This is a genomic window from Microterricola viridarii (assembly GCF_001542775.1).
Taxonomy (GTDB): Bacteria; Actinomycetota; Actinomycetes; order Actinomycetales; family Microbacteriaceae; genus Microterricola; species Microterricola viridarii_A.
This window is the reverse complement of record NZ_CP014145.1, coordinates 73,812-97,502: the sequence shown is the minus strand read 5'-3', so window position 1 is coordinate 97,502 and position 23,691 is coordinate 73,812. Positions and strand designations below refer to the sequence as shown.

Below are 23,691 nucleotides of genomic sequence, written 5' to 3'. Positions count from 1 at the left end.
ACGCTGAGTGGGGGCGGAAGCCGGTTTCTCCGGCATCCGCCCACTCACATCAGGATCCACCTGTGATGATGCCCCAGACGCCGCTACCGACCATGTACAGGCCGATGCCGCCGCCGATGATCCAGAAGGCGAGCCGGTTGTTGGACACCCGCTTGGGGTCCTTCGGCGGGTCCGTCTCGCTCTTGGGCAGGAACTCGTTATCCATGGTGCGCCTTTGCTCCGTTGATGTGTTGTGCGGGAACTACTTGACCAGCGGGAACAGGATCGTCTCGCGGATGCCGAGGCCGGTGAGGGCCATCAGCAGGCGATCGATGCCCATGCCCATGCCACCGGTCGGCGGCATGCCGAACTCGAGGGCCCGCAGGAACTCCTCGTCCAGGCGCATCGCCTCCGGGTCGCCGCCGGCAGCCAGCGTGGCCTGCTCGACGAAGCGCTCGCGCTGGATGACAGGGTCGACGAGCTCGGAGTAGCCGGTGGCCAGCTCGAAGCCGCGGATGTAGAGGTCCCACTTCTCGACGACGCCCGCAATGGAGCGGTGGCCGCGCACCAGGGGGCTGGTGTCGACGGGGAAGTCCATCACGAACGTGGGGCGCACGAGGCCGCCCTTGACGAAGTGCTCCCAGAGCTCTTCGACGTACTTGCCGTGGATCGGGTGGTCGATCTCGATGCCCTCGCGCTCGGCGAGCGCCTTGAGCTCGGCGAGCGGGGTCTCCGGCGTGAAGCTGGTGCCGGCGGCCGCATTCAGGCTGTCGTACATCGAGATGCGGTCCCACTGGCCGCCGAGGTCGAACTCGGTGCCGTCGGCCCAGGTCACGACGTGGCCGCCCGCGATGGAGGTGGCTGCATCCTGGATCAGCTTCTGGGTGAGGTCGGCGATCGAGTTGTAGTCGCCGTAGCCCTGGTAGGCCTCGAGCATCGCGAACTCGGGGCTGTGCGTGGAGTCGGCGCCCTCGTTGCGGAAGTTGCGGTTGATCTCGAACACGTGGTCGATGCCGCCGACGACGGCGCGCTTGAGGTAGAGCTCCGGCGCGATGCGCAGGAACAGCTCGGTGTCGAAGGCGTTGGAGTGCGTGACGAACGGCCGGGCGGATGCCCCACCGTGCATGACCTGCAACATGGGGGTCTCGACCTCGATGAAGCCGAGCTCGTCGAAGGTGCGGCGCAGGCTGGCGACGGCCTTGGCCCTGGCGATGACGTTGGTGCGGGCCTGCTCGCGCGCGATCAGGTCGAGGTAGCGGCTGCGCACGCGGTTCTCTTCGCTCAAGTCGTTGTGCAGGTTCGGCATCGGCAGCAGCGTCTTGGACGCGATCTGCCAGCTGTCGGCCATGATCGACAGCTCGCCACGGCGGCTGGCGATGACCTCACCGTGCACGAACACGTGGTCGCCCAGGTCGACCAGGTCCTTCCACTCGGCCAGGCTCTCCTCGCCGACCTCGGCGAGGCTGACCATGGCCTGGATGCGGCTGCCGTCGCCGGCCTGCAGGGTGGCGAAGCAGAGCTTGCCGGTGTTGCGCAGGTACATGATGCGGCCGGCGATGCCGACGATCTCGCCGGTGGCGGTGTCGGGCTCGAGGTCGCCGAAGCGTGCGCGCAACTCGGGGATCGTGGTGGTGACGGGAACGCTCACCGGGTAGGCGCCACCGCCGAGATCTGCCGCGGCTGCGATGAGCCGCTCACGCTTGGCCAGTCGCACGGCCTTCTGCTCGGAGATCTCGTTCTGCTCTGCAGCGATCTCTTCGGCGGTGGGCTCGGTGGGGGCGTCGGCCATGTCTTCTCCGTGAACTGAGGCTGGATGCGGGTATCAAGACGTATACACACGCAACATCAAGAGTACCGGGCGCGAACTGGGCATCTGCCCGGCGGCTTTCGAGGCGCCGGCGGCTGTCCTCCCGCTGGTTGAGCCGCTCCCCTCCCCGTTGGCTCGAGGGAGCGCCAGCGACCGAAGCCACCTGCGCCGGCGCTGCACTCTCGCGGCACGGGAGGCGCGGGTGGTCAGCCGATCGTGATGCTGGCGTTGTCGATCAGGCGGGTGGCGCCGACCCGCGCCGCGACGAGGGCAATGGCCCGGCCGCGGAAGTGCTCGTCCACCGGCAGGAACGTGGCCGGGTCGACGACGACCAGGTAGTCGAGCGTCACGGCGTCGTGGTCGCCGAAGCTCGCCGTCGCCTCGGCCAGCAGCTCGACGAGTCCGTCGCCGGCCGCGGCATCCGCCGCCTGCAGGGCCGCGCTCAGCGCCAGGGCTGCCTGTCGCGCGCCCTCGTCGAGGAAGCGGTTGCGGCTGGAGAGGGCGAGCCCGTCGGCCTCACGCACGGTCGGCACGATCTCGAGGTCGAGCGGCAGGTTGAGGTCGGCGACCATGCGGCGCACGAGGAACACCTGCTGGGCGTCCTTCTGGCCGAACAGTGCCACGTCCGGGTTCACGATGTTGAACAGCTTCGCCACGACGGTCAGCATGCCGTCGAAGTGACCGGGCCGGGTCGCGCCCTCCAGCAGGGTGCCGATGTGGCCTGCGGTGACCATCGTCGAGCTGGCGCCCGCCGGGTACATCTCGCGCGCGGTCGGGGCGAAGACGAAGTCGACGCCTTCGGCAGCGAGCGCCTCGATGTCGGCGTCCAGCGTGCGCGGGTAGGCGTCGAGGTCCTCACCCGCGCCGAACTGCAGCGGGTTGACGAAGATCGACACGACGACCGTGTCGGCCAGCTCGCGCGCCCGGCGCACGAGGCTGAGGTGCCCCTCGTGCAGTGCGCCCATCGTGGGCACGAATGCGACGGTCAATCCCCCCGCCCGCTTCCGCTCAAGCGCCGCGCGGGTGGCGCGGATGGTGGTCAACAGCTGCGGGGCGCTCACGCCTGCTCCTCTGGGTCGTCGTTGTCGTAGTACTGGTTGTCCCGGAGGGCCTCGTCGAGCAGCTCGCGGGACGGCTCGGCGCCGCCGCTCTGGGCAAGCGCCTTCTCGACGGCCGAACGCACCAGCGGCGCCAGCACGGCTCCGGGCGACTCCACGCCGATCCCGGCCAAGAGCCCGGCAGCCTGTTCGACGATGGCGGTCGAGAACGAGACGGCAGTGTCGATGGCCTCGGCGTAGCCGGCCCGGTCCGCCTCGGCAACGACGAGCGGCTCACCGCCCATCTCGACGACGAGCGCCTGCCCGATCGGCAGCACCGGGCCGGGAGCGGTCACCGCGAACCAGGTGCCGGCCAAGCGGGCAAGGTCGAGGCTGGTGCCGGTGAACGTCATGGCCGGGTGCACGGCGAGCGGGATCGCTCCGGCGATGAGGGCCGGCCGCAGCACGCCGATGCCGTGGCGCGCCGAGGTGTGCAGCACGAGCTGCCCCGGCTGCCAGGCGCCGCGGGCGGCGAGGCCGGCAACGAGGGGTTCGAGCTCGGCATCCGGCACAGCCAAGATCACGAGTTCGCTGCGCTCGACGAGCACGTCGACGTCGAGGATCGGCGCCCCGGGCAGGATCGTCTCCGCCCGCTCCCGGCTCTCGGCCGAGATCGCCGAGATGCCCACGATCGCGTGCCCGGCCCCGGCCAGCGCCGCGCCGAGGATCGGCCCGACGTTGCCGGCGCCGACAATGCCGACGCCGAGTCGGCCCGCCCGTTGTCCGGTCATCAGAATGCCTCCTGTGGGGTGCCCCAGTGGTGGCTGGTATCGCTGGCGGCGGATGCCACGGCGCCGCCGGCCAGCTGTTCGAAGAGTTCGGCGCAGACGCGCGTATCGATCACACTGAGTCGGGCGGAGACCGGCCCGGCGACGGTGTGCAGCTGCACACCGCTCAAATCGAGGCGGCGCTGGATCGGCCCCTGGGAGAGCCCGACGCTCTGCACGCGGGCGAAGGGCACGAGGGTGAGCTCGCGGGCGATGACGCCGCGGCGCAGAAGCACCGTGTTCGGGGTGAGCGCGAATCCGGTGCGGCGCCACGAGAACGGCCGCAACCAGGCGGCCCGGCGCGGGGCGTTGCTGTAGCCGTCCGCACCACCCTTGGACGTGAGTCCGCGCTCGATCAGCGAGGGAGACGCCGCCGCGGGGGCGACCGGCACCGGCCCAGACATGCCCTCGGGCGAGAATGCCGGCTCGGGGGCTGTGGCGGCCGCCAGCTCGGGCATCAGTCCAGAGCCCGGCAGCAGGAGGGCGAGCACGCGCTCCACGTCGTCGAGACGACCAACGGGCAGCACTGTGGTGTTCGAGGCGTTCTGCCCGTTCTGGGTGGAGTGCCCGGCGGTGTTGATGCGAATCGTCCACCAGCCGAACGGCCTCCAAAGCAGCGGCTGCGTGACGGCGATCGCGTGCACGCGTCCGGGCGGGATCGTCTCGTTGCTGGTGGAGAGCAGCCCGTAGCCGACGCGCACGCCGTCCGGGGTTCCGGCAATCGTGTACCGCAGCCCCTTGGTGAAACGGTTGATGTAGAAGCTGGCGGCACCGATCAGCGCCGGGATGATGGTGAAGATCAACCAGTACTGCTGGTTCACGATGCCGATCGGCACCACGACCATCAGCGCGACCAGCACCACGCTGAACCCGCTGACCACGATCGACGCGATCAGGCGCAGCGGCGGGATATGCACGACCGACTCCGGCGGAGCGGCATCCGGGTCCAGCTCCGGCGCGAGGAACTCGGTGGCGCGCTGAGTGACGATGGCGCCGACGGATGCCGCGAAGCGGTGCCCGCCGGTGGTTCCCGCCTCGGCGTCAGCACCCGGCGGCAGCGCGGCGGCATCCGGAACAGAGACCGGCTCGACGGCCCCGGCAACCGCGCCGGCCCCCGCACCCTGCCGCGCACCGGAGGCGAGCCGCAGGATGTCGCGGCGCAGCGCGTCGGTGTGGCCGGAGCCCAGGTAGGCCAGCTGCACGTTGCCGTCCTGGCCGGCGACGCCGACCTCGAGCTTGGCGGCGCCGAAGATGCGTGGCAGCAGCGGGCGGTTGATGTTGACGCCCTGGATCCGGTCCAGGCGTGCCTTGCGGTTCGTGCGGAACAGGATTCCGCTGCGCACCTCGACGGCCTCCGGCGTCACCCGGAAGCTGTGCATCCGCCAGGACAGGTAGAAGCCGGCCATCACGAGCAGCAGCACGCCGAGCACGGCGAGCAGCGCCCAGCCGACCATGCCGCGGTTGTAGATCTCATCCAGCGGGTCGCCGCCGTAGCTGGGCACGTGGAAGAACAGCTCAACCAGGCGCTCGCGCAGGTTGGCGATCACGATGCCGGTGATGGCGATCAGCGCGACGCCGCCCTTGAACAGCGGCGTCGCCGGGTGCAGGCGGTGCCATTCGCCGTCGGCCAGGCTCGTCTCGACGCTCGGCCCCGCCCCACGCGCGGGGCTCTGGATCGGTTCCTGCGCCGGGATATTCTGCAGCGGGTCCTGCGGCGGGCCCTGAGTCATGCTCACAGCCCGGCCCGGCGGCTCTCAGCCAGCGCGACCAAACGGTCGCGCAGCTGCTCCGCCTCCTCCAACGGCAGGCCGGGGATCACGACGCCCGTCGCGGCGGCTGCCGTCACGAACTTGAGCTCGGCCAGGCCGAGCGCCCGGGCGATGGGGCTCCGGGTGATGTCGACGAGCTGCATCCGGCCGTACGGCACGGAGACGAAACGCTGGAACATGATGCCGCGGCGAAACAGCAGGTCGTCGCCGCGCAGCTGGTAGCCGATGGAGCGCACCCGGCGCGGCTCGATCACGATCGAGACGAGGAAGATCACGATGAGCGCGATGAGCACCCAGAGCGCCCACTGCTGCTCGCCGAGGAGCCACACGGCGGCGGCTCCGGCGCAGAACAGCAGCCCGCCGATCAGCGTGCCGACGACCTCGACGACGAGGTACTTCGGCGAGACGCGGTGCCAGACGGTGGGGTCGCCGACGTCGAGGCGGCCCGGCCCCGCTGCGGGCTTCTGAGTGCCGGCCGAGTGCGCGGCATCCACCGTCGGCTCAGCCGTCGACTCGAATCGCGGCTCAGATGCCGGCTCAGGCGTCGACTCAGACATGCGCTCATTCAGGGGCTCACTCATGCGCTCAATCATGGCGTCTCTCGCGGTGAACTCAGACATGGGAGCCGGGAGCGGTCTCCGTGTCCGGCGCGGTGTCGTCGGGCGGCAGCGTGCAGAAGTGCTCCGCAATGAGCCCGGCGATGAGCAGCACGATGCCACCGGCGGCGGTGGCGATCGCCATCCAGAGCACGGCGGCGGCCGGTACCGCCTGCCTGCTGAACAGGTAGAGGAGCAGCCCGAGCCCCACCCCGCCGAGCAGCGCACCCGAGAGGCTGGACGCCTTGGCCAGCACGGCGACGCGCAGCGCCCGGAACGGGTCGACGTGCGTGCGGACCTTCGCCTTGACGGCCCGGCGGATCGGCCAGGCCAATGCCACGACGACCACGCCGAGGGCTACGAGGGTCAGAGCCAGCGAGAGCGGCGGCACAATGATCGGGCGGCCGGATGCGGCGATCGCCAGTTCGGCCAGAAAAGCAACCGCGGTGCCGCCGAGCGCAAGCAGCACCAGCGTCACGGGGGCGGTGCGCTTCATCTCTGCGCCCCGGAGCCGGCCACTGGCCCGTCGGGCTGGGAGGCGGGCAGCGCGTCGACCCGGCCGAGACCGGGCAGGGAGGCGTCGGGGTCGAGCTCCAGCCAGGGCACCAGCACGAAGTCGCGCTCTGCGGCACGCGGGTGCGGCAGGGTGAGGCGGTCGTCGCTCTGCTGCAGCTCGCCGTAGCTGATCAGGTCGAGGTCGAGGGTACGGTCGCCCCAGTGCTCCGTGCGCTCCCGGCCGTGCGCGCGCTCGATGGCGTTGAGGGCGTCGAGCAAGGCGTGCGGCGCCAGGCTGGTGAGCACCGTCACGACGCCGTTGAGGTAGGCGGGGGCCTCATGGTCGATGCCGTGCGGCTTGAGCGCCGGCGTCTCGATCAAGGCCGAGACACCGGTGAGTTCGACGCCGGGCAGGTCCGCAATGGCCACGACAGCCTCGCTCAGCGTCTCGTCGCGGTCGCCGAGGTTGGCGCCGAGGGCGATGACGGCCGGCTGCATGGACTGGTCGGCGGTGCTCATGGGCGCTCCCGGGTGATCGTGACGGAAACGTCGTCGAAGGGCACCGTGATCGGTGCGTCTGGCTTGTGCAGCGTGACCCGCACGCGCTGGGCGGAAGGGTGCGCGAGCACGGTTGCGGCGATGCGCTCGACGACCGTCTCGATCAGGTCGACCGGGTCGCGCTGCACGGCGGCGGCGACCTCCTCGGCGAGCTCGCCGTAGTGGATGGTGGCGGCCAGCTCGTCGCCGGCGGCGGCCGCGGCGAAGTCGAGCCACACGGTCACGTCGGCGACGAAGGCCTGGCCGTTCTCGCGCTCGAAGTCGAAGACGCCGTGGTGGGCCTGCACGCGCAGCCCGGTCAGGGTGATGTGGTCGCGAGCCGCCCAATCCACGGCGGCGGCTGGGGTTTCAGGGCTCGTTCGAACCGCGTTGAGATCAGGCACGTGCTCCACCTTGCCACGAAGCGAGCACATCGAGGGCAACGCGCGTGCCGGCGACGTCGTGCACGCGCAGCGCCCATGCGCCCTGCTGGGCGGAGAGCACGCTCACCACGGCCGTCGGCAGGTCGCGCTCCGCGGTCGCGGCGCCGTCGGCGAGAAGCTCGCCGAGGAAGCGCTTGCGGGAGGCACCGACCAGCACGGGGTAGCCGAGCGCCTGCAGTTCGCCGAGCCTGCCGAGCAGCGCCCAGTTGTGCGCGGCGGTCTTCGCGAAGCCGAGGCCGGGGTCCAGCACGAGCTTGTCTGGGGCAACACCGGCGGCCAGCAGTGCGTCGACCCGGCCGGCGAGCTCGTCGCACACCTCGGCGACCACGTCACCGTAGTGGGCGAGATCCTGCATCGTGGCCGAGTGGGCGCGCCAGTGCATCGCGATGTAGTGCAGCCCGCTCGCAGCAACGGCATCCGCCATGCCGGGGTCGGCCAGCCCGCCAGAGACGTCGTTGATGATCGTGGCGCCGGCCGCGGCTGCGGCGCTGGCCGTCGCGGCGTTCATGGTGTCGACGCTCACGGCGATGCCGGCCCCGGCCAGGGCGGCGATCACGGGAATGACCCTGGCCTGCTCCTCGCTCGGGTCGACCCGAGCGGCGCCCGGCCTCGTCGACTCGCCGCCGACGTCGATGATGTCGGCGCCGGATGCCACCAACTGCCGGGCGTGGGCCAACGCCGCGCTCGGTTCAGCCCAGCGCCCGCCATCGCTGAACGAGTCGGGGGTGACGTTGACGATGCCCATCACGAGGGGGCCGCCGCCGGCATCCGCCCGGTCGAACAGGGACTGAGCAGGAGACGCCGGTGTGGGAGCCGTTGGCTCAGACACCGTGCCCGCCCGATGCGATCAGCGCCATCAGCTCGGCCCGTGCGACGGGCTCGGCGAGGCTGCCGCGGCTGGCGATGGTCACGGTCGAGCTGGAGGCCTGGCGGGAGCCGCGGGCGACGACGCAGCGGTGCACCGCGTCGAGCACGACGAGCACGCCGCGGGGGTCGAGCCCCTCCTGCAACGCGTCGGCGATCTCCTCGGTCAAGCGCTCCTGGAGCTGCGGCCGCGCCGAGAGGGTGTCCACGAGGGCCGGCAGCTTGCCGAGGCCGACGACGCGGTCGCTCGGCAGGTAGGCGATGTGCACGACTCCGACGAAGGGCAGCAGGTGGTGCTCACATACCGAGCGGAAGTCGATGCCGCGCAGCAGCACGACGTCGCTGGTCTGTGGGGAACCGTCCGCGTCGGTGCCGATCGGCACCGAGTCGCGCAGGTGCGCCAGCGGGTCCTGTGTCAGGCCACCGAAGAACTCCGCGTAGGCGTCGGCCACGCGGGTCGGCGTCTTGGCCAGACCCGGCCGGGCGGGATCCTCGCCGATCGCGAGAATGATCTCGTTCACGGCGGCCTCGATGCGTGCCCGGTCGACTCCGCTCACGAGCGCGCCTACGCCGTGGCCGGGCGGGGGTTCGCCGATGGCCCGCGCTCCGGCGGCGCCTCAGTGCCTGCCTCGCTGGATTCCACGCTGCCGCTGGTGATCCCGGGGTTCACCGGAGAGGTGAGCACAGGGAAGTCGATCGGCGGTCGCTCGGAGATCGGGCGCTTGTCGCTGGAGAGCCACTGCGGGCGCTCCGGCAGCTTGCGCACGTCCGCGAAGATCTCGGCAATCTGGTTGTGGTCGAGGGTCTCCTTCTCCAGCAGCTCTGCGGCGAGCCGGTCGAGGATGTCGCGGTTGTCGTTGAGCACCTGCCAGGCCTCGTCGTGCGCCTGCTCGATGAGCGCGCGCACCTCGTTGTCGACCTGCTCGGCGATGCGCTCGGAGTAGTCGCGCTGGTGGCCCATGTCGCGGCCGAGGAACACCTCGCCACTGGACTGGCCGAGCTTGACCGCGCCGACGTCGGTGCTCATGCCGTACTCGGTGACCATCTTCCGGGCCGTCGAGGTGGCCTTCTCGATGTCGTTGGATGCTCCGGTCGTCGGGTCGTGGAAGACCATCTCCTCGGCGACGCGGCCGCCCATGGCGTAGGTGAGCTGGTCGAGCAGCTCGTTGCGGGTGACCGAGTACTTGTCCTCGAGCGGCATGACCATGGTGTAACCCAGGGCGCGACCGCGCGGCAGGATGGTGATCTTGGTGACCGGGTCGGTGTAGTTCATCGCCGCGGCAGCGACGGCGTGGCCGCCCTCGTGGTAGGCGGTGATCAGCTTCTCCTTGTCGCGCATGACGCGGGTGCGGCGCTGCGGGCCGGCCATCACACGGTCGATGGCCTCGTCGAGGGCACGGTTGTCGATGAGCTGTGCGTGCGAGCGCGCGGTGAGCAGCGCGGCCTCGTTCAGCACGTTGGCCAGGTCGGCACCGGTGAAGCCGGGTGTCTTGCGTGCGACGACCTCCAGGTCGACGCCCTTGGCGAGCGGCTTGCCCTTGCCGTGCACCTCGAGGATCTTCTTGCGGCCGAGCATGTCGGGGGCGTCAACGCCGATCTGGCGGTCGAAGCGGCCGGGGCGCAGCAGAGCCGGGTCCAGGATGTCGGGGCGGTTCGTCGCGGCGATCAGGATGACGTTCGCCTTGGGGTCGAAGCCGTCCATCTCGACGAGCAGCTGGTTGAGCGTCTGCTCGCGCTCGTCGTGGCCGCCGCCCATGCCGGCGCCGCGGTGGCGGCCGACGGCGTCGATCTCGTCGACGAAGATGATGGCCGGGGAGTTCTCCTTGGCCTGCTGGAACAGGTCGCGCACGCGGCTGGCGCCGACACCGACGAACATCTCGACGAAGTCCGAGCCGGAGATCGAGTAGAACGGCACGCCGGCCTCACCCGCGACGGCGCGGGCGAGCAGGGTCTTTCCGGTTCCGGGAGGGCCGTAGAGCAGCACGCCCTTCGGGATCCGGGCGCCGACAGCCTGGAAGCGGGCCGGGTCCTTGAGGAAGTCCTTGATCTCCTCGAGTTCCTCGATCGCCTCGTCGGCGCCTGCGACGTCCTCGAAGGTGACCTTCGGGCTCTCCTTGGTGACGAGTTTGGCCTTGGACTTGCCGAACTGCATGACCTTGTTGCCGCCGCCCTGCATGCTGGAGAGCATCCACCAGAAGAACAGGCCGATGAGCAGAACGGGCAGCAGGATGCCGAGCAGCGAGAGCAGCCAGTTCGGCTGAGGGACCTCGTCGTCGAAGCCCTTGGGCGGGTTGGCCGTGGTCACGGCGTCAACCACCTCCGGCCCGCGCGGGGCCACGTAGTAGAACTGCACCTGGTCGCCGAGCTTGGGGTCGGCGGTGGTCAGGGTGAGGTCGACGCGCTGTTCGCCGTCGACGATCTTGGCGCTGGCGACCTTGCCGTCCTTGAGGAACGCCAGGCCTTCCTGCGTGGAGACCTGACGGAATCCCGACATGGTGATCAGGCTCGACCCGATCCACACGGCGACGACCGCGAGCACGATGTAGAGCAGTGGACCGCGAAGAAGCTTCTTGACGTTCATGGTGCTGCAAGGCTATCGCTACCGCGCTGCACGATTGCCGCATGTTCGCTGAAGGCTCACAGCGTGGCGGGGTAATTGGGCGGTTGGGCGCCCCAAGCCCCGGTCAGCGGCGCGAAAGCGCGCCGCGCTGGTTGATTTCGACAGGCTCAATCAGCGGGTGTCACATCGAAGGATCTCGTCCCTACCTGCGTCCGCAGGTTGAGCCTGTCGAAACCCCACCCCGCTGGTTGAGACTGTCGAAACCCCACCCCGCAGGTTGAGCCTGTCGAAACCCCGTCCCGCTGGTTGAGCTTGTCGAAACCTTGCTTGTTGTCCACAGTGCCCCGCCCGGGCCCCGGTCTCCACACGCCTCGCACCCAACCGCCCGCGAAACCCCAGCAACGAGACGATCAAGCCATCGACCGGAGGGAAGCCGCCATGGCACACGTCTACATACTCTGCTGCGCAGACGGCAGCTACTACGTGGGCAACACACGCAGCCTTGATGCGCGCCTCGAACAGCATTTCAGCGGCCGCGGCAGCGCGTACACCGGCGCGCGGATGCCGGTCACGCTCGCCTTCGACGAGGAGTACGAGCGGGTTGACGAGGCCTACGCTCGTGAGAAACAGATCCAGGGCTGGAGCCGGGCGAAGAGGGAAGCCCTCATTAGCGCGAACTTCGCGCTGCTCCCGGAGCTCAGCCACAGCGCAGGCCAACGCGACACCCGCAACCCCAATCGCGTCCTGTGATTTCGACAGGCTCAATCAGCGGGTGTCTCGCTGGTTGAGCTTGTCGAAACTCCCGTCCCGCTGGTCGGGTGTCCCGCTGGTTGAGCCTGTCGAAACCCCGTCCTGTAGCTCGGGCGACCCGCTGGTTGAGCCTGTCGAACCCCCTCGCCGGGACCTGATTTCGACAAGCTCAATCAACGGGCGGGGCTCAATCAACGGGCGGGGCTCAATCAGCGGGCGGGGCTCAATCGACAGGTAGGGCGCAGCCGACGGGACGCGGCCCAGCAGCCAGAGAACGAGAAAGGCTCCGGACACCGCGCGATGCGGCATCCGGAGCCTTGTGAAGCTCGAGCTTGTCGACGGCTAGCTGTAGACGTGCGGGGCGAGGATGCCGACGCTGCGCAGGTTGCGGTACATCTCGTTGTAGTCCAGGCCGTAGCCGACGACGAACTTGTTCGGGATGTCGAAGCCGAGGTACTTGACGTCGATGTCGACGCGGGCCGCCTCCGGCTTGCGGAGCAGCGCGCAGATCTCGACCGAGGCCGGGCCGCGCGACTTGAGGTTGGCGATCAGCCAGCTGAGCGTCAGGCCGGAGTCGATGATGTCCTCGACGATGAGCACCTTGCGCCCGGTCAGGTCACTGTCGAGGTCCTTCAGGATGCGCACGACGCCGCTGGAGGTGGTGCCGGAGCCGTACGAGGAGACGGCCATCCAGTCCATCGTCACCTGCATGTTCAGCTCGCGGGCGAGGTCGGCCATGACCATGACGGCGCCCTTCAGCACGCCGACCAGGAGCACGTTCTCGCCGGCGTAGTCGGTCTCGATCTGGCGAGCCATCTCGGCCAGACGACCGTGGATCTGTTCCTCGGTCAGCAGGATTTCCTCGAGGTCACCGGCGATGTTTTGCGATTCCATGGACGTTCGATCCGTTCCGGCATCGGCTGCGCCGAGGCCCTGCTGCTCTGTCTTGCGGGGAGTAGTTGGGAGGTGCTGCAACTGGGGCTAGGCAGCCGTGAAGACGAGCAGCCCAGCGCTCCTCTCAACCCTAACGCCTGGCACGTTGAGAGCTTTCTGACCGTGCCAGTCGGTGACCAGCCGCGCGATGGCCAGTGTGTGCACCCGTTCCAGGGTGACGCCGAACTCGCTGTGCACCACGAAGCGGATGACGCGCTGCCGCAGGGCCGCCGGGTTGGCGGCCAGCGCGGCGACCGAGACGGCGATGCCGGCCTCGGCCGGCTCGCAGATCTCCTCGATGAACTCGAGCACCATCTCGTCGAGCGCGGCGGAATCTTCACGCAGCTGCTCGGCGGTGCGGGCCAGCGCCTCGGCGACACCGGGGCCGAGCTCGGCCTCCAGCACCGGCAGCACCGTCTCGCGCACCTGCACCCTGGCGTATGCGGGGTCGGTGTTGTGCGGGTCGTGCCAGGGCGTCAGCCCAGAGTCCGCGCAGAACTGCAGGGTGTCGGCCCGGCGGATACCGAGCAACGGGCGCAGGTACGGGCCGGTCTGCGCCGCCATGCCGTGCAGGCTGGTCGGCCCCGAACCGCGCGCCAGGCCGAGCAAGACCGTCTCAGCCTGGTCGTCGAGGGTGTGGCCGAGCAGGATGCCGCGGGCGCCGGTCTCGGCGAGCACCCGCTCGAGCGCACCGTAGCGGGCGGCACGCGCAGCAGCCTCCATGCCACCGTCAACCCCGACAGCGACCGCCACGACGAGCACGGGCTCGAGGCCGAGCTCGCGCGCCTGCTCGGCCGCTCGGGCGGCGACCTCCGCCGAGCCGTCCTGCAGGCCGTGGTCGACGATCACGGCGCCGGCCCGCAGCCCGGCCCGTGGCGCCTCGAACGCGGTCGCCGCGGCCAGCGCCAGCGAGTCGGCGCCGCCGCTGAGCGCGACCAGCAGGAGCGGGGCGTCGGCGACATCCGCAGGTGTCGCTGTCGGCGTCTCAGGCAGCAGCTCAGAAGGGCTGGTCAGCGCCCCACGCACGGCCCGGCGCACGTCGGCAATGACCGGGGTCAAACGGGGTCGGCGCAGAGAATCCATCAAGTAACCTTATTCCGGACTTTCCCCACTCGGGGTTTGCGCTGCATACGCACCCATTTCATGGATTCAAGGAGACCCCACCATGGCTGAGTACCTCGCCGTCATTGAGATTCCCAAGGGAAGCCGAAACAAGTACGAGGTCGACCACGAGACCGGTCGCGTCTTCCTCGACCGCGTGCTCTACACGACCTTCGTCTACCCCACCGACTATGGCTACTTCGAGAACACGCTGGGCCTGGACGGCGACCCTGTCGACGTGCTCGTGCTGCTCGACTACCCGCTCTTCCCGGGCGTCGGCGTCAAGGTGCGCCCCGTCGGCGTGTTCAACATGACCGATGACGGCGGCAGCGACGCCAAGGTCATCGCCGTTCCGGCCGGCGACCCCCGCTGGAACCACATCCAGGACGTCACCGACATCCCCGAGTTCCAGCGCAAGGAGATCGAGCACTTCTTCGAGCACTACAAGGACCTCGAGCCCGGCAAGTGGGTCAAGACCGAGGGCTGGGGCGACGCCGCAGAGGCCACCGCGATCATCGAGGCCGGAATCGTCGCCTTCCCCGGCCACTAGTCACGGCTTGAAGCAACACGGTTTCACACAGAAGGGGCACGCCACACGGCGTGCCCCTTCTGCGTTTGCGTTGCGGGCGGATGCCGCGGCATCCGCCCGTTCGCAGCAGACTAGCTCGGGCGCCCCACGTAAGACATCACGTCGCCCATGCCCCAGATGAAGTACTCGCGCACCGGCGCATTCTCGTTCGGTGCCTCGAGGATGCGGCCGTTGCCGAGGTAAATGGCCACGTGGTAGACGTCGCCCGGGCCATCCTCCCAGAAGATCAGGTCGCCGCGCTGGCGATCGCTGAACGGCACGAGCTTGTTCTGGTTGCGCATCGTGACGTACTGGGCGGTCGCCCCGTGCGAGCCGATGCCGACGCCGGCGGAGCCGTAGGCCTTCATAGTGAGCCCGGAGCAGTCCCAGACGTCAGGGCCAGCGCCGCCGAGCTGGTAGCGCTTGCCGAGCTGCGCCTGGGCAAAGGAGATGGCCTGCTCGACCGCGCTGGCGTTGGTCGGCGGTGTGACCGGCGGCACAACGGGCGGATCGACCGGCGGCGTGACCGGAGGCTTCACCGGAGGGGTGACCGGCGGGGTCGTCGGCGTGGTCGGAGGCGTCGTCGGCTTGGGCGTCGAGCCACCGCCGGTTCCGCCACCGGCCGGGGGCGTGATCGGGGGCACGACGGGCGGCGGGTTGTTCGCCGCTTCCTCCGCGCGCTCACCCTCGATGCGGGCGCGCTCCAGCTCGGCGGTGCTGTCGCGCAGCAGCGCGAGCTGGGCGTAGAGCTCGTCCGACTTGCGCTGCTCGGTGTCGTAGGCGTTGACGGCGACCTGGGCCGTGGCGTTGGCCGCGTCGAGCTTCGTCTGCGCGAGTGCGGCGAGCCTCTGACGCTCCGTGGCGGCCGCGGTGGCCTGCTCGGCGAGGGATGCTGCCGTGTTGCTGTCCTGGATGGCGTCGCTGTAGATCTCCTGCGACTGGGCGCTCAGCTTGCTGGCGGCGCCCAGCTGGCGCAACAGGTCGTCGGCTCCGTCGCCCTGCAGGAACAGGTTGATTGACATGTCCTGGCCGCCGCTGCGGGCCAGGTGCGAGGCCAAGAGTCCGGCCCGCATCTTCGACGTCTCGGCCTTCTTGGCCGCGGTCGCCTGCTGCGACTTCAGTGACTTCTCGCGCTCGGTCGCCTCGGTCAGTTGCTCTTGGTTCACCCGCCACGCCTCGGCTGCGACCATCGACTCCCGCATGGCGGCGTCGGCGGTGGCACGGAGGGAGTCGAGGAAGCCGGTGAGCTTGGCGATCTCGGCCTTCTTGGTGGCCTCGTTGTTCTTCGCGTTCTGCACGTCGCTCCACGACGGGTAGTCGGGAGCGGCGACGACGGGGCCGACCATGCCGACAGATGCAGCGACGGCCCCGATCGTCACGGCAGAGAAGATGGTCGCGGGCTTGACCCGTGAGAGCGGTCTGGTGCGTGGATCAGCCAAGAGGAACTCCTCGATCTGCCATGAAGGGCACGGCGTCTGTGCGGTTGCCATTGACGTAGGCCTCGAAGTGCAGGTGGCACCCGTCTGATGCACCCGTCGTCCCCGAACTGGCGATGTTCTGGCCGGCCTCCACCCACTCGCCGACGCCGACGAAGCGGCCGCCGTCTCGAATGTGCGCGTAGCCGGTGCTCACGCCGTTGCCGTGGTCGATCTTGATCCAGTTGCCGTAGGTGCCGTTCCAGCCGGAGTACACCACGGTGCCGGCCGACGCGGCGTAGATGGGCGAGTAGCAGCCCGTTCCGATGTCGGTTCCCCGGTGGAAGTTGCTGCTGCAGCCGCCGCTGCCGCAGATCACGGCACGCGGCCCGTAGTTGTCGGTGATGCGACCGGATGCCGGCACGGCCCAGCCGTTGTGGATGTAGCCGCCGCCGAGGCCGGGGCCGGCGCTTCCGCCGCCACCTCCGCCGCCGCCACCACCGGCTGCTGCCGCCTCGTCGCGTGCGCGCTGCTCCGCTGCAGCCTTCTCGGCCGCGATGCGCTGGCGCTCACCCTCTTCGTAGCCCGCGGTGGTCTTGGCCTGCTCGTCGAGCATGAAGGCCAACTGGGCGTCAAGCACGACGCTGCGGTCCTGGGATTCCTGCAGGGCGGCATCCGCGGCCTGCTGGGCAGAGACGGCTGCGGCCAGCGCGCCTTCTGCCACGATGCGCAGCTTCTCGCGGGCTGCGGTGGCGACCGCGGCCTGGTCCCCGAGAGCGGCGGCCGTGTTCGTCGTGGTCTGTGCGCTCGCGTAGACGTCTGTGCTGCGCTCGACCATCTTGCTCATGCTGCCGAGGCGCGACAGCAGGCCGTCCGCGGCATCGCCGCCGGCCGTGCCGGCGCTTCCGTCGAGGAACAGGTTGACGCTGAGGTCGCCTCCGCCGGAGCGGTACAGCTGGGCAGCGAGCAGGCCGGCCTGCTTCGTAGCGGCGTCGGCGGTGGCCTTGCTGGCGTCCGCCTGGTCCTGCAGAGCTGCGGCGCGCAGGGCGGCGTCATCGAACTGGTTCTGGGCGACGATCAGTTCTTCGCTGCGCTTGTTGGACTCCGCCTGGGCGGCCTCTGCTGCGGCGTCGAGCTCGACGATGAGCGAGCGGATGTTTTGGACGGCCTGTTGTGCCGAGGCCGAGTTGGCCTTGGAGGCTTGTACGTCTTCCCAGCTGGGGAAGCCCGCTGCGGCGGCCGGAGTCCCGACGGCCAGTGTGGCGGCCAGGGCGATGGCCAGGCCCGCGCCGATCCCGGCTCGGCCGCGGCGGCGCGTCAAGCTCCGCCAAGGCACCGTGAGGTTCCGACTCTGTAGCTGTTCTGTGCGCTTCATCTCTCCCCGATTCGGGAGTTCCAAAAACTCCCGAAATGCAACATCCGTCACTTACGTAACAGCGATAACTCTGCCAACAGTAACAATTCGGCATTCCGAGCGCTCGGGTAGCTCATGGTGCGCGACAACCGAGACACTAGCCCGGGAGCGGTCCGATACACGGGTCATTTGCTGCCGTGGCGCGATTTCGGATCGGGCGGGACACGCCCGGGCGCAGCCGTTTTTGCACACGCTCGAAATCCACGTATGCTTATGCCTCGGTTGTCCTGCACTTCTAAGACAATCCGGCCCCATCGTTTAGTGGCCTAGGACACCGCCCTTTCACGGCGGCAGCACGGGTTCGAATCCCGTTGGGGTCACACAACTGAATAGGTCATAATAGAGTTACACCGCAGCAAATATAATTGAATAGCTTCTTTACGAGGCCCTGTAGCGCAGTTGGTTAGCGTGCCGCCCTGTCACGGCGGAGGTCGCGGGTTCAAGTCCCGTCAGGGTCGCTTAGGCGACAAGCCCCTTCGAAAGTTGGGGCTTTCTCCTTCTCGGCAGCATTTTCGGATGCTCCGGGCTCTGTAGCTCAGTTGGTAGAGCGTTCGACTGAAAATCGAAAGGTCACCGGATCGACGCCGGTCGGAGCCACATTCGCCCCCGTCTAGTTCTTACTAGTCGGGGGCTTTTTCGTACCCGCGCGAATCGGGACGGCATGCCAACTCCCCCGGCAAGATCACGCTGGTTGCGTGATGCCTCGCCGCCCGCACCGTCAGTACCGTGACGGGAAGCCGTGCACCTGCGCGGCGCAAGAGCCGGGCGACCGCCGGCATTCTTCGGGAGGTGCGCGATGAGCGAGACTGCAACTAAGACGGAGACAACAGGCTGGGTTGGCTGGGGCTGGTTCGCTGGATTCGTGCTCATCACGGCGGGAATCTTCGACGCGTTCTACGGCCTCATGGCGATCATCGGCCCAGACAGCGCCTACTTCGCGACGTCCACCGGGGCGCTGTTCCTGCTGGACGTCCAAGGGTGGGCTGGTGGCATCTGATCGCCGGCCTGGCGATGATCGTGGTGGCGCTGGCAATGCTGGCCGGAGCAACCTGGGCCCGCATCGTCGCCGTGATCCTCGTGATCCTGAACGCCGTCGGGCAGCTGTTCCTGCTTCCGGTGCAACCGTGGTGGTCGCTGATCATCATCGCGCTCGACGTCCTCGTGATCTACGCGCTCACGGTGCACGGCCACGAGATGTCCAAGGCCGCCTGACGCCGGACGCCCTCTCGCCCTGAACGCCGCACAGGCGTTCAGGGCGACTCGTCTGCGTCCAGCGCGTCATAGCCCAGCGCCAGCGCGAGGTTCGGCGCTGCAGCGACCACCCTGGCCGCCCCCACAACGGGCATCACGCCGACGAGCACATCGACGATCTCGGATGCCGTGGCCCCGGCGCTGACGGCCAGATCGGCCTCCACCCCGAACGACGGCTCTGCGCCGCCGACCGCGACGAGCGCGGCGATGCGCACGAGCGCGAGAATTCGTCGGTCCAGCTGCACGGCCGGGTCGGGCACATCGCCGACGAGCTCCCCATTCACGGCCAGCCGCCGGAGGCGATCGAGAGGTTCCATTTCTAGCCCTTCCGCCACGTGCCGCCGCGCACCTGCGCCGCCTCCCGGTCAAGTCGACGCCGGAGCGCTTCGCGGCACATCATGCGATCCGAATGATGCCGCCGCACCCCCGGCCCGCACACCCCGTGACTTCACAGGGAGCACAGGAAGGCCGCCAAATCACGCGGTTCACGGCCCTTTTGTAACGATCTGACCCATGCTCTAGAAATTGTTCACCATTATCACGCATTCATGGGCTAGTCTTGACGCTCAAGTTGTTGTGTTGCGCATTGTATTTCAAGCAACCACGAACTAACCCGGTTCTTGGTCGCTTTTCTGAGGGCGAATCAAAACACGCGACGCTCGGGTTCGAAGGCCGAACTCGATCGAAAACCTCATGAATGAGAGACAAAAAATGGCAACCGGCACCGTAAAGTGGTTCAACGCTGAAAAGGGCTTCGGCTTCATCACCCCCGACGACGGAAGCGCCGACGTGTTCGCGCACTTCTCCGCCATCGCGACCGATGGCTACCGCAGCCTCGACGAGAACCAGAAGGTCGAGTTCGAGACCGCCCGTGGCCCCAAGGGCCTGCAGGCTGAGAACATCCGCCCGCTCTAGTCTGAGTACCGCGCGCCGCCTTGTGGCCGCGCGCTAGACCCCCAGGGTCACTGAACGGCCCCGCCTCGGCGGGGCCGTTTTGCTGTCTGCGGTGGATTCCGCGTTCGCGAGACGTCCCCCAAATTGGGGTATACCCAGCCCTCTCGCGGCGCGTAAGGTCGGGGACGAGATTAGCTGAGTTGTTTTCAACTTCTTGATCGGGTTGTCCTGGCATCCCGGTCAGAGCCGATTTCGCTTTTACCCGACCAGTACCTGTAAACCCGAAATGCAGGGATATTCGTGACCGCCTCAACAATTTGTCGACCGCTTCGTCGACCCGCAACTGAACAATCCGTCACAGCCGCCCCGTCAGGGGTAATGCTCACACCGCTCGCATCTCGCGCTGTTCTGCGGTGGGAACATGAGTGAGCCCCGCCACCTGGACCCCGGTCTGCCCCGGCCGCGCCGCCGGCTTGAGCTGGTCGGCATGCCGGCCGCGCAACCGGCAGTGGCCGCGGACTCACCAGCCTCCGGCCTGCGCTGGGCGCGGCTCTACCGCGACCGGCTGCGGCTCACCGATCTCGGCGTCGTGCTCTCGGTCGTCACAGCCGTGAGCTACGTCGGGCTTGCCTCGAACGAGTCGAGCAGCAGCCCGAACCTGTTGCTCACCGAGTATGCGGTGGTGGCCTCGCTCGTCATCGGCGCCTGGCTGCTGACGCTGGCTGTCTTCCGCACCAGAGACCCCCACGTGGTCGGGGTCGGGGTGGTCGAGTACAAGCGGGTCGTCAACGCCAGCGCGCTCGCATTCGGCCTCCTGGCGATCACCTTCCTCGTGCTCCAGGTCGATGTCGCACGCGGCTACTTCGTCATCGCACTGCCGATCGGCCTTGCCGCTCTCGTGCTCGACCGGTGGCTGTGGCGCAAGTGGCTGCTGCACCAGCGGGAGTTCGGGCACTACCTGGCCCGCGCCGTCGTCATCGGCACCCGCGAAGACGTCAGCTACGTCATCGCGCAGATCGAGTCGAAGTCCGGCGCCGCCTACCACGTCGTCGGGGTCTCGCTTCAAGACGGCACAAGCGAGTATCTGGATGTCGGCACACAGAGCATTCCGGTCATCTCCGACCTCAACGGGATTGCGGAGGCGGCCGAGCTCGTCGCCGCGGACACCGTCATCGTGGCGGGCCAGCCCGACGGCGGGAGCGATTTCATCCGGAAGCTCGGCTGGGACCTGGAGGGAACAGCGGCGGAGCTGGTTCTCTCCTCCCGGCTGACCGATGTCGCCGGCCCCCGCATCCACTTCCGCCCGGTCGAGGGCCTCCCCCTCATCCACGTGGAGATCCCGAGCTTCGAGGGCGGCAAGCACATCCTCAAGCGCACGCTGGATGTCACGCTCGCGGCGATCGCGCTCATCGTGCTGTTCCCGCTGATGCTCGCGATTGGGGCCGTGATCAAACTCGACAGCCCTGGCCCGGTGCTGTTCAGACAGGAACGCTGCGGCCGCAACGGGCGCAGCTTCCAGATGCTGAAGTTTCGTTCCATGGTGCAGACCGCCGAGGACGACCTCGCAGGCCTGCTCGACAAGAACGAGGGCGCGGGGGTGCTGTTCAAACTGCGCAACGACCCGCGGGTCACCCGTGCCGGGCGTGTGCTGCGCAAGTACTCGCTGGACGAGCTGCCGCAGATCTGGAATGCCCTGATCGGCGATATGAGCGTCGTCGGGCCCCGACCGCCGCTGGCGACAGAGGTGGAGTCCTACGAGGGCAGCGTGCACCGCCGACTGTTCATCAAGCCCGGGATCACGGGCCTGTGGCAGATCAGCGGGCGTTCAGACCTCAGCTGGGAGGAGAGCGTCCGTCTCGACCTGTACTACGTAGAGAACTGGTCGCTGACCGGCGACGTCATGATCATCTGGCGCACGTTCAAGACGATCGCCAATCCCAAGGGGGCGTACTGATGGAGCACACAATTGGCGGCGAGCGAATCCGTCATCGCGTCGGATATGCCGGCGGGGCCTTCGACCTGTTCCACGTCGGCCACCTGAACATCCTCAGGCACGCGAAGAGCCAATGCGACTACCTGATCGCCGGCGTGGTCTCAGACGAGGTACTCCAGCACACGCGCGGAACCCGCCCTGTCGTGCCGCTGGGGGAACGGCTGGAGATCGTGAGGCACATCTCATACGTCGACGAGGCCGTGGCTGAAACGGCCGTCGACAAGCTCGAGACCTGGCAGCGCGTGGGCTTCGACATCTATTTCAAGGGAGACGACTGGAAAGGAACGGAGCGGGGCCACGCGCTCGAGCTCGCCTTCGCCGATGTGGGCGTGGAGGTTGTCTACTTTCCGTACACGATGACCACCTCCAGCACCGCCCTGCGCCGCGCACTCGACGCGCTCACCGCCCGTGCGCCCGCCGGGTAGGGGCGCGTGGGGTCAACGCGGGCATCCCCGCAGACGACCCTTCCTCGCGGTCGGCGCCACCCTCGTCACCGCCACGACGCTCGCGCTGTGCGGAACTGGCGCGCATGCCGCACCCACACCCGCCCCAACACCCGCCCCCACCACGACGCTCGCGCCGGGCACGCAGGCGGAGCCGCTGACGGAGCCGCTGAGTAGGCCACCGCCGGAGCCGACGGCCGCTCCCCCGTTGACCGACAGGCCGCCGACCGCGCAGGCGGGCTGGACGATGGTGTGGAGCGATGAGTTCAACGGCACGGCGATCAACCGTGCCGTCTGGAACGTGCTCGACAACTCGAGCTACGGAGACGGCAACGAGGAACTCGCCTGTCTGATGGACCGCACAGAGAACGTGAGTGTCGCCGGCGGCCTGCTGACCATCGCCGCCCGCAAGGAGGCACGGCCGATGGTCTGCGGCCGCAACGATTATCGGTTCCCAGACGGCCGCCTTTACACATCCGGCATGGTCACCACCAAGAACAAGCTCAATTTCGAGTACGGCCGTTTCGAGATCCGCGCCAAGACCCCGCTGACCCCTGGCACCTCCAAGGGCATCTGGCCGGCATTCTGGATGCGCCCGGCGCTCGGCGGAATCGGTGAGCTCGACATCCTCGAGGCCATCGGCACCGGCGCGGGCGACGCGTCGCAGGCGAACCGCGTCGTGCAGACCATCCACTACGACTACGTGCCCACCTACGCGCAGGAGGGCACCTTCTACGACATGCCGGCCGGCAATACCGCCGATGGCTTCCATGACTACGCCGTCGAATGGGAACGCGGCACGATCAAGTGGTTCGTTGACGGGGTGCAGACCTACGAGCGGAACAGCTCGACCACGTCTTGGCTCGACGAGGCGTTCGTCAACAAGTTCTTCATGCGCCTGAACCTGGCCGTCGGCGGTACCTGGCCGGGGTCGCCGGATGCCGACACCGCCTTCCCTGCGAAGTACCAGGTCGACTACGTGCGGGTGTACCAGCGCTACCCGCGACCTTTCGACCTCCGCTCCGACACCGTCTGGGCGGCGACGGCACTCGGTTCGCGGCTCAGAGTCCCCTCCCTCGCCGGTTCACGGCGCTGACCAAGGCGCCAGCAGGCACGAGGCGGGCCGAGATGGCCAATGCCGCATAGGCGCGCAGCTGCGTGCGGTCGTGCCGGATCGTTTGGCGCGCCCAGCTGCGCGCCTCGGAGTGCCGACCGAGCGCGGCGAGGGCGAACGCGATCTGCCCCTCGATCCTGGCCGAGCCGATGGCGCTGTCCGAGAACTCCGGATGCTTGTTGAGCAGATAGGTCAGCCCCTCTGCGATCCCCAGCCATTTGCCGTCGAAGAAGGACGCGCGATTCCAGTGCACGATGACCAGCGGTTCGGGCACCGCCACAATGTGCCCGAAGCGGGCCACCCGGAGGAGGAAGTCGTAGTCCTCACCGTAGGAGGCGGGAAGGTCCTCGTCGACGAGACCGATCCGCTCGAGGATGTCCTCACGCCTGAACAGGAATGAGGAGGGGTGCAGCTCGGTCGTGCGCGAGCGAATCAAGTCGGCGAACGTGGTGCGTTCCGGCGGAAGGCGCTCAAGCGAGCGCCCCGCCGTCTCGATGCGAATCCCGGTCGCCACCAGCAGCGCGGCGGGGTCGCCGCGCCACGCTTCCAGCTGCATGCGCAGCTTGCCGGGCAGCCACTCGTCGTCGTCGTCACAGAATGCGATGAGCTCGCCGGAGGCCCCGAGTATCCCCGTGTTGCGTCCCCCGGCCAAGCCCGGGTGTCGGTTGTTGGCCACGGTGCTCAGCCGGCGCCGCTCCGCTGGCACGTCGATGTCGCTGAGCGGGTCGATCTCGATCTGGTCGAACACAACCGTCAGGTGGATGTCGCCGGCGTAGTCCTGAGCGAGAATCGACCGCACGGCCGCGCGCAGGAGTTCCGGCCGACCGCGCGTGGCAATCACCACGCTCACAGCAGGCAGGGGTGCACGGTGCTGGGCTGACATGGGCAACCACCTCTGTAA

Annotated in this window: 24 protein-coding genes, 3 tRNA genes and 1 pseudogene; 10 read left to right on the top strand and 18 right to left on the bottom strand. The window is 68.5% G+C overall.

All coding sequences use genetic code 11. The features are described 5' to 3' along the window. Nucleotides 1–49 precede the first annotated feature (49 nt). The 12 genes from AWU67_RS17440 to ftsH form a co-directional block, all read right to left on the bottom strand. Nucleotides 50–205, bottom strand: a complete 156-nt coding sequence (locus AWU67_RS17440) for a hypothetical protein (RefSeq protein WP_199922321.1) — start codon at nucleotides 203–205, stop codon at nucleotides 50–52. Between the two features lie 36 nt (nucleotides 206–241). Then, nucleotides 242–1,768, bottom strand: a complete 1,527-nt coding sequence (gene lysS, locus AWU67_RS00440; RefSeq protein ID WP_067225461.1) for a lysine--tRNA ligase — start codon at nucleotides 1,766–1,768, stop codon at nucleotides 242–244. 224 nt (nucleotides 1,769–1,992) lie between these two features. Beyond that, nucleotides 1,993–2,847: a pantoate--beta-alanine ligase gene (panC, locus tag AWU67_RS00435; protein WP_067225459.1), complete on the bottom strand. Its 855-nt coding sequence runs from the start codon at nucleotides 2,845–2,847 to the stop codon at nucleotides 1,993–1,995. Further along, nucleotides 2,844–3,614: a Rossmann-like and DUF2520 domain-containing protein gene (locus tag AWU67_RS00430; RefSeq protein ID WP_067225457.1), complete on the bottom strand. Its 771-nt coding sequence runs from the start codon at nucleotides 3,612–3,614 to the stop codon at nucleotides 2,844–2,846. The genes panC and AWU67_RS00430 overlap by 4 nt, the downstream gene beginning before the upstream one ends. Further along, nucleotides 3,614–5,380, bottom strand: a complete 1,767-nt coding sequence (locus AWU67_RS00425; protein WP_067225455.1) for a PH domain-containing protein — start codon at nucleotides 5,378–5,380, stop codon at nucleotides 3,614–3,616. The genes AWU67_RS00430 and AWU67_RS00425 overlap by 1 nt, the downstream gene beginning before the upstream one ends. 2 nt (nucleotides 5,381–5,382) lie before the next feature. After that, nucleotides 5,383–5,976: a PH domain-containing protein gene (locus AWU67_RS00420; RefSeq protein ID WP_082717110.1), complete on the bottom strand. Its 594-nt coding sequence runs from the start codon at nucleotides 5,974–5,976 to the stop codon at nucleotides 5,383–5,385. A gap of 55 nt (nucleotides 5,977–6,031) precedes the next feature. After that, complete coding sequence (locus AWU67_RS00415) at nucleotides 6,032–6,511, bottom strand: DUF3180 domain-containing protein (RefSeq protein ID WP_067225453.1); 480 nt, start codon at nucleotides 6,509–6,511, stop codon at nucleotides 6,032–6,034. Beyond that, complete coding sequence (gene folK, locus AWU67_RS00410; RefSeq protein WP_067225452.1) at nucleotides 6,508–7,029, bottom strand: 2-amino-4-hydroxy-6-hydroxymethyldihydropteridine diphosphokinase; 522 nt, start codon at nucleotides 7,027–7,029, stop codon at nucleotides 6,508–6,510. Before folK ends, AWU67_RS00415 begins: the two co-directional genes overlap by 4 nt. Then, nucleotides 7,026–7,451, bottom strand: coding sequence for a dihydroneopterin aldolase (gene folB / locus AWU67_RS00405; protein ID WP_234407302.1), 426 nt, complete (start codon nucleotides 7,449–7,451; stop codon nucleotides 7,026–7,028). Before folB ends, folK begins: the two co-directional genes overlap by 4 nt. Next, nucleotides 7,444–8,235: a dihydropteroate synthase gene (gene folP, locus AWU67_RS00400; RefSeq protein ID WP_067225448.1), complete on the bottom strand. Its 792-nt coding sequence runs from the start codon at nucleotides 8,233–8,235 to the stop codon at nucleotides 7,444–7,446. Before folP ends, folB begins: the two co-directional genes overlap by 8 nt. 76 nt (nucleotides 8,236–8,311) lie before the next feature. Next, entirely contained in the window at nucleotides 8,312–8,911 is a 600-nt protein-coding gene (folE, locus tag AWU67_RS00395; RefSeq protein ID WP_067225442.1) for a GTP cyclohydrolase I, read from the bottom strand. A gap of 8 nt (nucleotides 8,912–8,919) precedes the next feature. Further along, nucleotides 8,920–10,935 (bottom strand): ATP-dependent zinc metalloprotease FtsH, encoded by a 2,016-nt coding sequence (gene ftsH, locus AWU67_RS00390; RefSeq protein WP_067225434.1) that lies wholly within the window; start codon nucleotides 10,933–10,935, stop codon nucleotides 8,920–8,922. A 417-nt stretch (nucleotides 10,936–11,352) separates the two neighbouring features. Between ftsH and AWU67_RS00385 the strand changes: the two genes are divergently transcribed. Next, nucleotides 11,353–11,664, top strand: coding sequence for a GIY-YIG nuclease family protein (locus AWU67_RS00385; protein ID WP_067225432.1), 312 nt, complete (start codon nucleotides 11,353–11,355; stop codon nucleotides 11,662–11,664). A gap of 342 nt (nucleotides 11,665–12,006) precedes the next feature. On the opposite strand, the gene hpt is transcribed toward AWU67_RS00385, so the two are convergent. Together hpt and tilS are read right to left on the bottom strand one after the other, a co-directional pair. Further along, on the bottom strand, nucleotides 12,007–12,558 hold the full coding sequence (hpt, locus tag AWU67_RS00380; protein ID WP_067225430.1) for a hypoxanthine phosphoribosyltransferase: 552 nt from the start codon (nucleotides 12,556–12,558) through the stop codon (nucleotides 12,007–12,009). An 87-nt stretch (nucleotides 12,559–12,645) separates the two neighbouring features. Continuing rightward, on the bottom strand, nucleotides 12,646–13,680 hold the full coding sequence (tilS, locus tag AWU67_RS00375; protein ID WP_067225428.1) for a tRNA lysidine(34) synthetase TilS: 1,035 nt from the start codon (nucleotides 13,678–13,680) through the stop codon (nucleotides 12,646–12,648). Between the two features lie 82 nt (nucleotides 13,681–13,762). Between tilS and ppa the strand changes: the two genes are divergently transcribed. Then, nucleotides 13,763–14,248, top strand: a complete 486-nt coding sequence (ppa, locus tag AWU67_RS00370) for an inorganic diphosphatase (RefSeq protein WP_067225426.1) — start codon at nucleotides 13,763–13,765, stop codon at nucleotides 14,246–14,248. A 110-nt stretch (nucleotides 14,249–14,358) separates the two neighbouring features. Here ppa and AWU67_RS00365 read toward each other — a convergent pair whose 3' ends face one another. Both AWU67_RS00365 and AWU67_RS00360 read right to left on the bottom strand, forming a co-directional pair. Continuing rightward, nucleotides 14,359–15,705: an NlpC/P60 family protein gene (locus AWU67_RS00365; RefSeq protein WP_067225424.1), complete on the bottom strand. Its 1,347-nt coding sequence runs from the start codon at nucleotides 15,703–15,705 to the stop codon at nucleotides 14,359–14,361. Beyond that, nucleotides 15,698–17,002 (bottom strand): M23 family metallopeptidase, encoded by a 1,305-nt coding sequence (locus AWU67_RS00360; RefSeq protein ID WP_234407301.1) that lies wholly within the window; start codon nucleotides 17,000–17,002, stop codon nucleotides 15,698–15,700. Before AWU67_RS00360 ends, AWU67_RS00365 begins: the two co-directional genes overlap by 8 nt. Before the next feature lie 340 nt (nucleotides 17,003–17,342). Here AWU67_RS00360 and AWU67_RS00355 point away from each other — a divergent pair. The 4 genes and pseudogenes from AWU67_RS00355 (at nucleotide 17,343) to AWU67_RS18020 (ending at nucleotide 18,307) form a co-directional block, all read left to right on the top strand. Beyond that, nucleotides 17,343–17,415 (top strand) — tRNA-Glu (locus AWU67_RS00355). Nucleotides 17,416–17,479: 64 nt separating this feature from the next. Further along, a tRNA-Asp gene (locus tag AWU67_RS00350) sits at nucleotides 17,480–17,553 on the top strand. Between the two features lie 66 nt (nucleotides 17,554–17,619). Further along, nucleotides 17,620–17,692, top strand: a tRNA-Phe gene (locus AWU67_RS00345). A gap of 199 nt (nucleotides 17,693–17,891) precedes the next feature. After that, nucleotides 17,892–18,307, top strand: a pseudogene (locus AWU67_RS18020) (DUF7144 family membrane protein). 38 nt (nucleotides 18,308–18,345) lie between these two features. On the opposite strand, the gene AWU67_RS00335 reads toward AWU67_RS18020, so the two are convergent. Continuing rightward, on the bottom strand, nucleotides 18,346–18,663 hold the full coding sequence (locus tag AWU67_RS00335) for a carboxymuconolactone decarboxylase family protein (RefSeq protein WP_067225420.1): 318 nt from the start codon (nucleotides 18,661–18,663) through the stop codon (nucleotides 18,346–18,348). A 394-nt stretch (nucleotides 18,664–19,057) separates the two neighbouring features. On the opposite strand from AWU67_RS00335, the gene AWU67_RS00330 reads away from it, so the two are divergent. The 4 genes from AWU67_RS00330 (at nucleotide 19,058) to AWU67_RS00315 (ending at nucleotide 22,772) form a co-directional block, all read left to right on the top strand. Continuing rightward, entirely contained in the window at nucleotides 19,058–19,261 is a 204-nt protein-coding gene (locus AWU67_RS00330; protein WP_047405211.1) for a cold-shock protein, read from the top strand. Nucleotides 19,262–19,661: 400 nt separating this feature from the next. Beyond that, nucleotides 19,662–21,194: a sugar transferase gene (locus AWU67_RS00325; protein WP_067225417.1), complete on the top strand. Its 1,533-nt coding sequence runs from the start codon at nucleotides 19,662–19,664 to the stop codon at nucleotides 21,192–21,194. After that, nucleotides 21,194–21,658: an adenylyltransferase/cytidyltransferase family protein gene (locus AWU67_RS00320; RefSeq protein ID WP_067225415.1), complete on the top strand. Its 465-nt coding sequence runs from the start codon at nucleotides 21,194–21,196 to the stop codon at nucleotides 21,656–21,658. Before AWU67_RS00325 ends, AWU67_RS00320 begins: the two co-directional genes overlap by 1 nt. 226 nt (nucleotides 21,659–21,884) lie before the next feature. Then, nucleotides 21,885–22,772: a glycoside hydrolase family 16 protein gene (locus AWU67_RS00315; protein ID WP_160329704.1), complete on the top strand. Its 888-nt coding sequence runs from the start codon at nucleotides 21,885–21,887 to the stop codon at nucleotides 22,770–22,772. Here the strand turns inward: AWU67_RS00315 and AWU67_RS00310 are convergent. Continuing rightward, nucleotides 22,738–23,673, bottom strand: a complete 936-nt coding sequence (locus AWU67_RS00310) for a glycosyltransferase family 2 protein (RefSeq protein WP_067225412.1) — start codon at nucleotides 23,671–23,673, stop codon at nucleotides 22,738–22,740. The genes AWU67_RS00315 and AWU67_RS00310 overlap by 35 nt on opposite strands. Between the last annotated feature and the right edge of the window lie 18 nt (nucleotides 23,674–23,691).

What these genes read in the sequence shown, in the direction of transcription:
- AWU67_RS00385 (WP_067225432.1), top strand. Translation starts at nt 11,353, where the DNA reads ATGGCACACGTCTACATACTCTGCTGCGCAGACGGCAGCTACTACGTG.
- AWU67_RS00415 (WP_067225453.1), bottom strand. Translation starts at nt 6,511, where the DNA reads ATGAAGCGCACCGCCCCCGTGACGCTGGTGCTGCTTGCGCTCGGCGGC.
- AWU67_RS00320 (WP_067225415.1), top strand. Translation starts at nt 21,194, where the DNA reads ATGGAGCACACAATTGGCGGCGAGCGAATCCGTCATCGCGTCGGATAT.
- AWU67_RS00335 (WP_067225420.1), bottom strand. Translation starts at nt 18,663, where the DNA reads ATGGAACCTCTCGATCGCCTCCGGCGGCTGGCCGTGAATGGGGAGCTC.
- AWU67_RS00430 (WP_067225457.1), bottom strand. Translation starts at nt 3,614, where the DNA reads ATGACCGGACAACGGGCGGGCCGACTCGGCGTCGGCATTGTCGGCGCC.
- folK (WP_067225452.1), bottom strand. Translation starts at nt 7,029, where the DNA reads ATGAGCACCGCCGACCAGTCCATGCAGCCGGCCGTCATCGCCCTCGGC.
- ppa (WP_067225426.1), top strand. Translation starts at nt 13,763, where the DNA reads ATGGCTGAGTACCTCGCCGTCATTGAGATTCCCAAGGGAAGCCGAAAC.
- lysS (WP_067225461.1), bottom strand. Translation starts at nt 1,768, where the DNA reads ATGGCCGACGCCCCCACCGAGCCCACCGCCGAAGAGATCGCTGCAGAG.
- AWU67_RS17440 (WP_199922321.1), bottom strand. Translation starts at nt 205, where the DNA reads ATGGATAACGAGTTCCTGCCCAAGAGCGAGACGGACCCGCCGAAGGAC.
- hpt (WP_067225430.1), bottom strand. Translation starts at nt 12,558, where the DNA reads ATGGAATCGCAAAACATCGCCGGTGACCTCGAGGAAATCCTGCTGACC.
- folP (WP_067225448.1), bottom strand. Translation starts at nt 8,235, where the DNA reads ATGGGCATCGTCAACGTCACCCCCGACTCGTTCAGCGATGGCGGGCGC.
- ftsH (WP_067225434.1), bottom strand. Translation starts at nt 10,935, where the DNA reads ATGAACGTCAAGAAGCTTCTTCGCGGTCCACTGCTCTACATCGTGCTC.
- AWU67_RS00425 (WP_067225455.1), bottom strand. Translation starts at nt 5,380, where the DNA reads ATGACTCAGGGCCCGCCGCAGGACCCGCTGCAGAATATCCCGGCGCAG.
- AWU67_RS00325 (WP_067225417.1), top strand. Translation starts at nt 19,662, where the DNA reads ATGAGTGAGCCCCGCCACCTGGACCCCGGTCTGCCCCGGCCGCGCCGC.
- tilS (WP_067225428.1), bottom strand. Translation starts at nt 13,680, where the DNA reads ATGGATTCTCTGCGCCGACCCCGTTTGACCCCGGTCATTGCCGACGTG.
- AWU67_RS00420 (WP_082717110.1), bottom strand. Translation starts at nt 5,976, where the DNA reads ATGTCTGAGTCGACGCCTGAGCCGGCATCTGAGCCGCGATTCGAGTCG.
- AWU67_RS00310 (WP_067225412.1), bottom strand. Translation starts at nt 23,673, where the DNA reads ATGTCAGCCCAGCACCGTGCACCCCTGCCTGCTGTGAGCGTGGTGATT.
- AWU67_RS00330 (WP_047405211.1), top strand. Translation starts at nt 19,058, where the DNA reads ATGGCAACCGGCACCGTAAAGTGGTTCAACGCTGAAAAGGGCTTCGGC.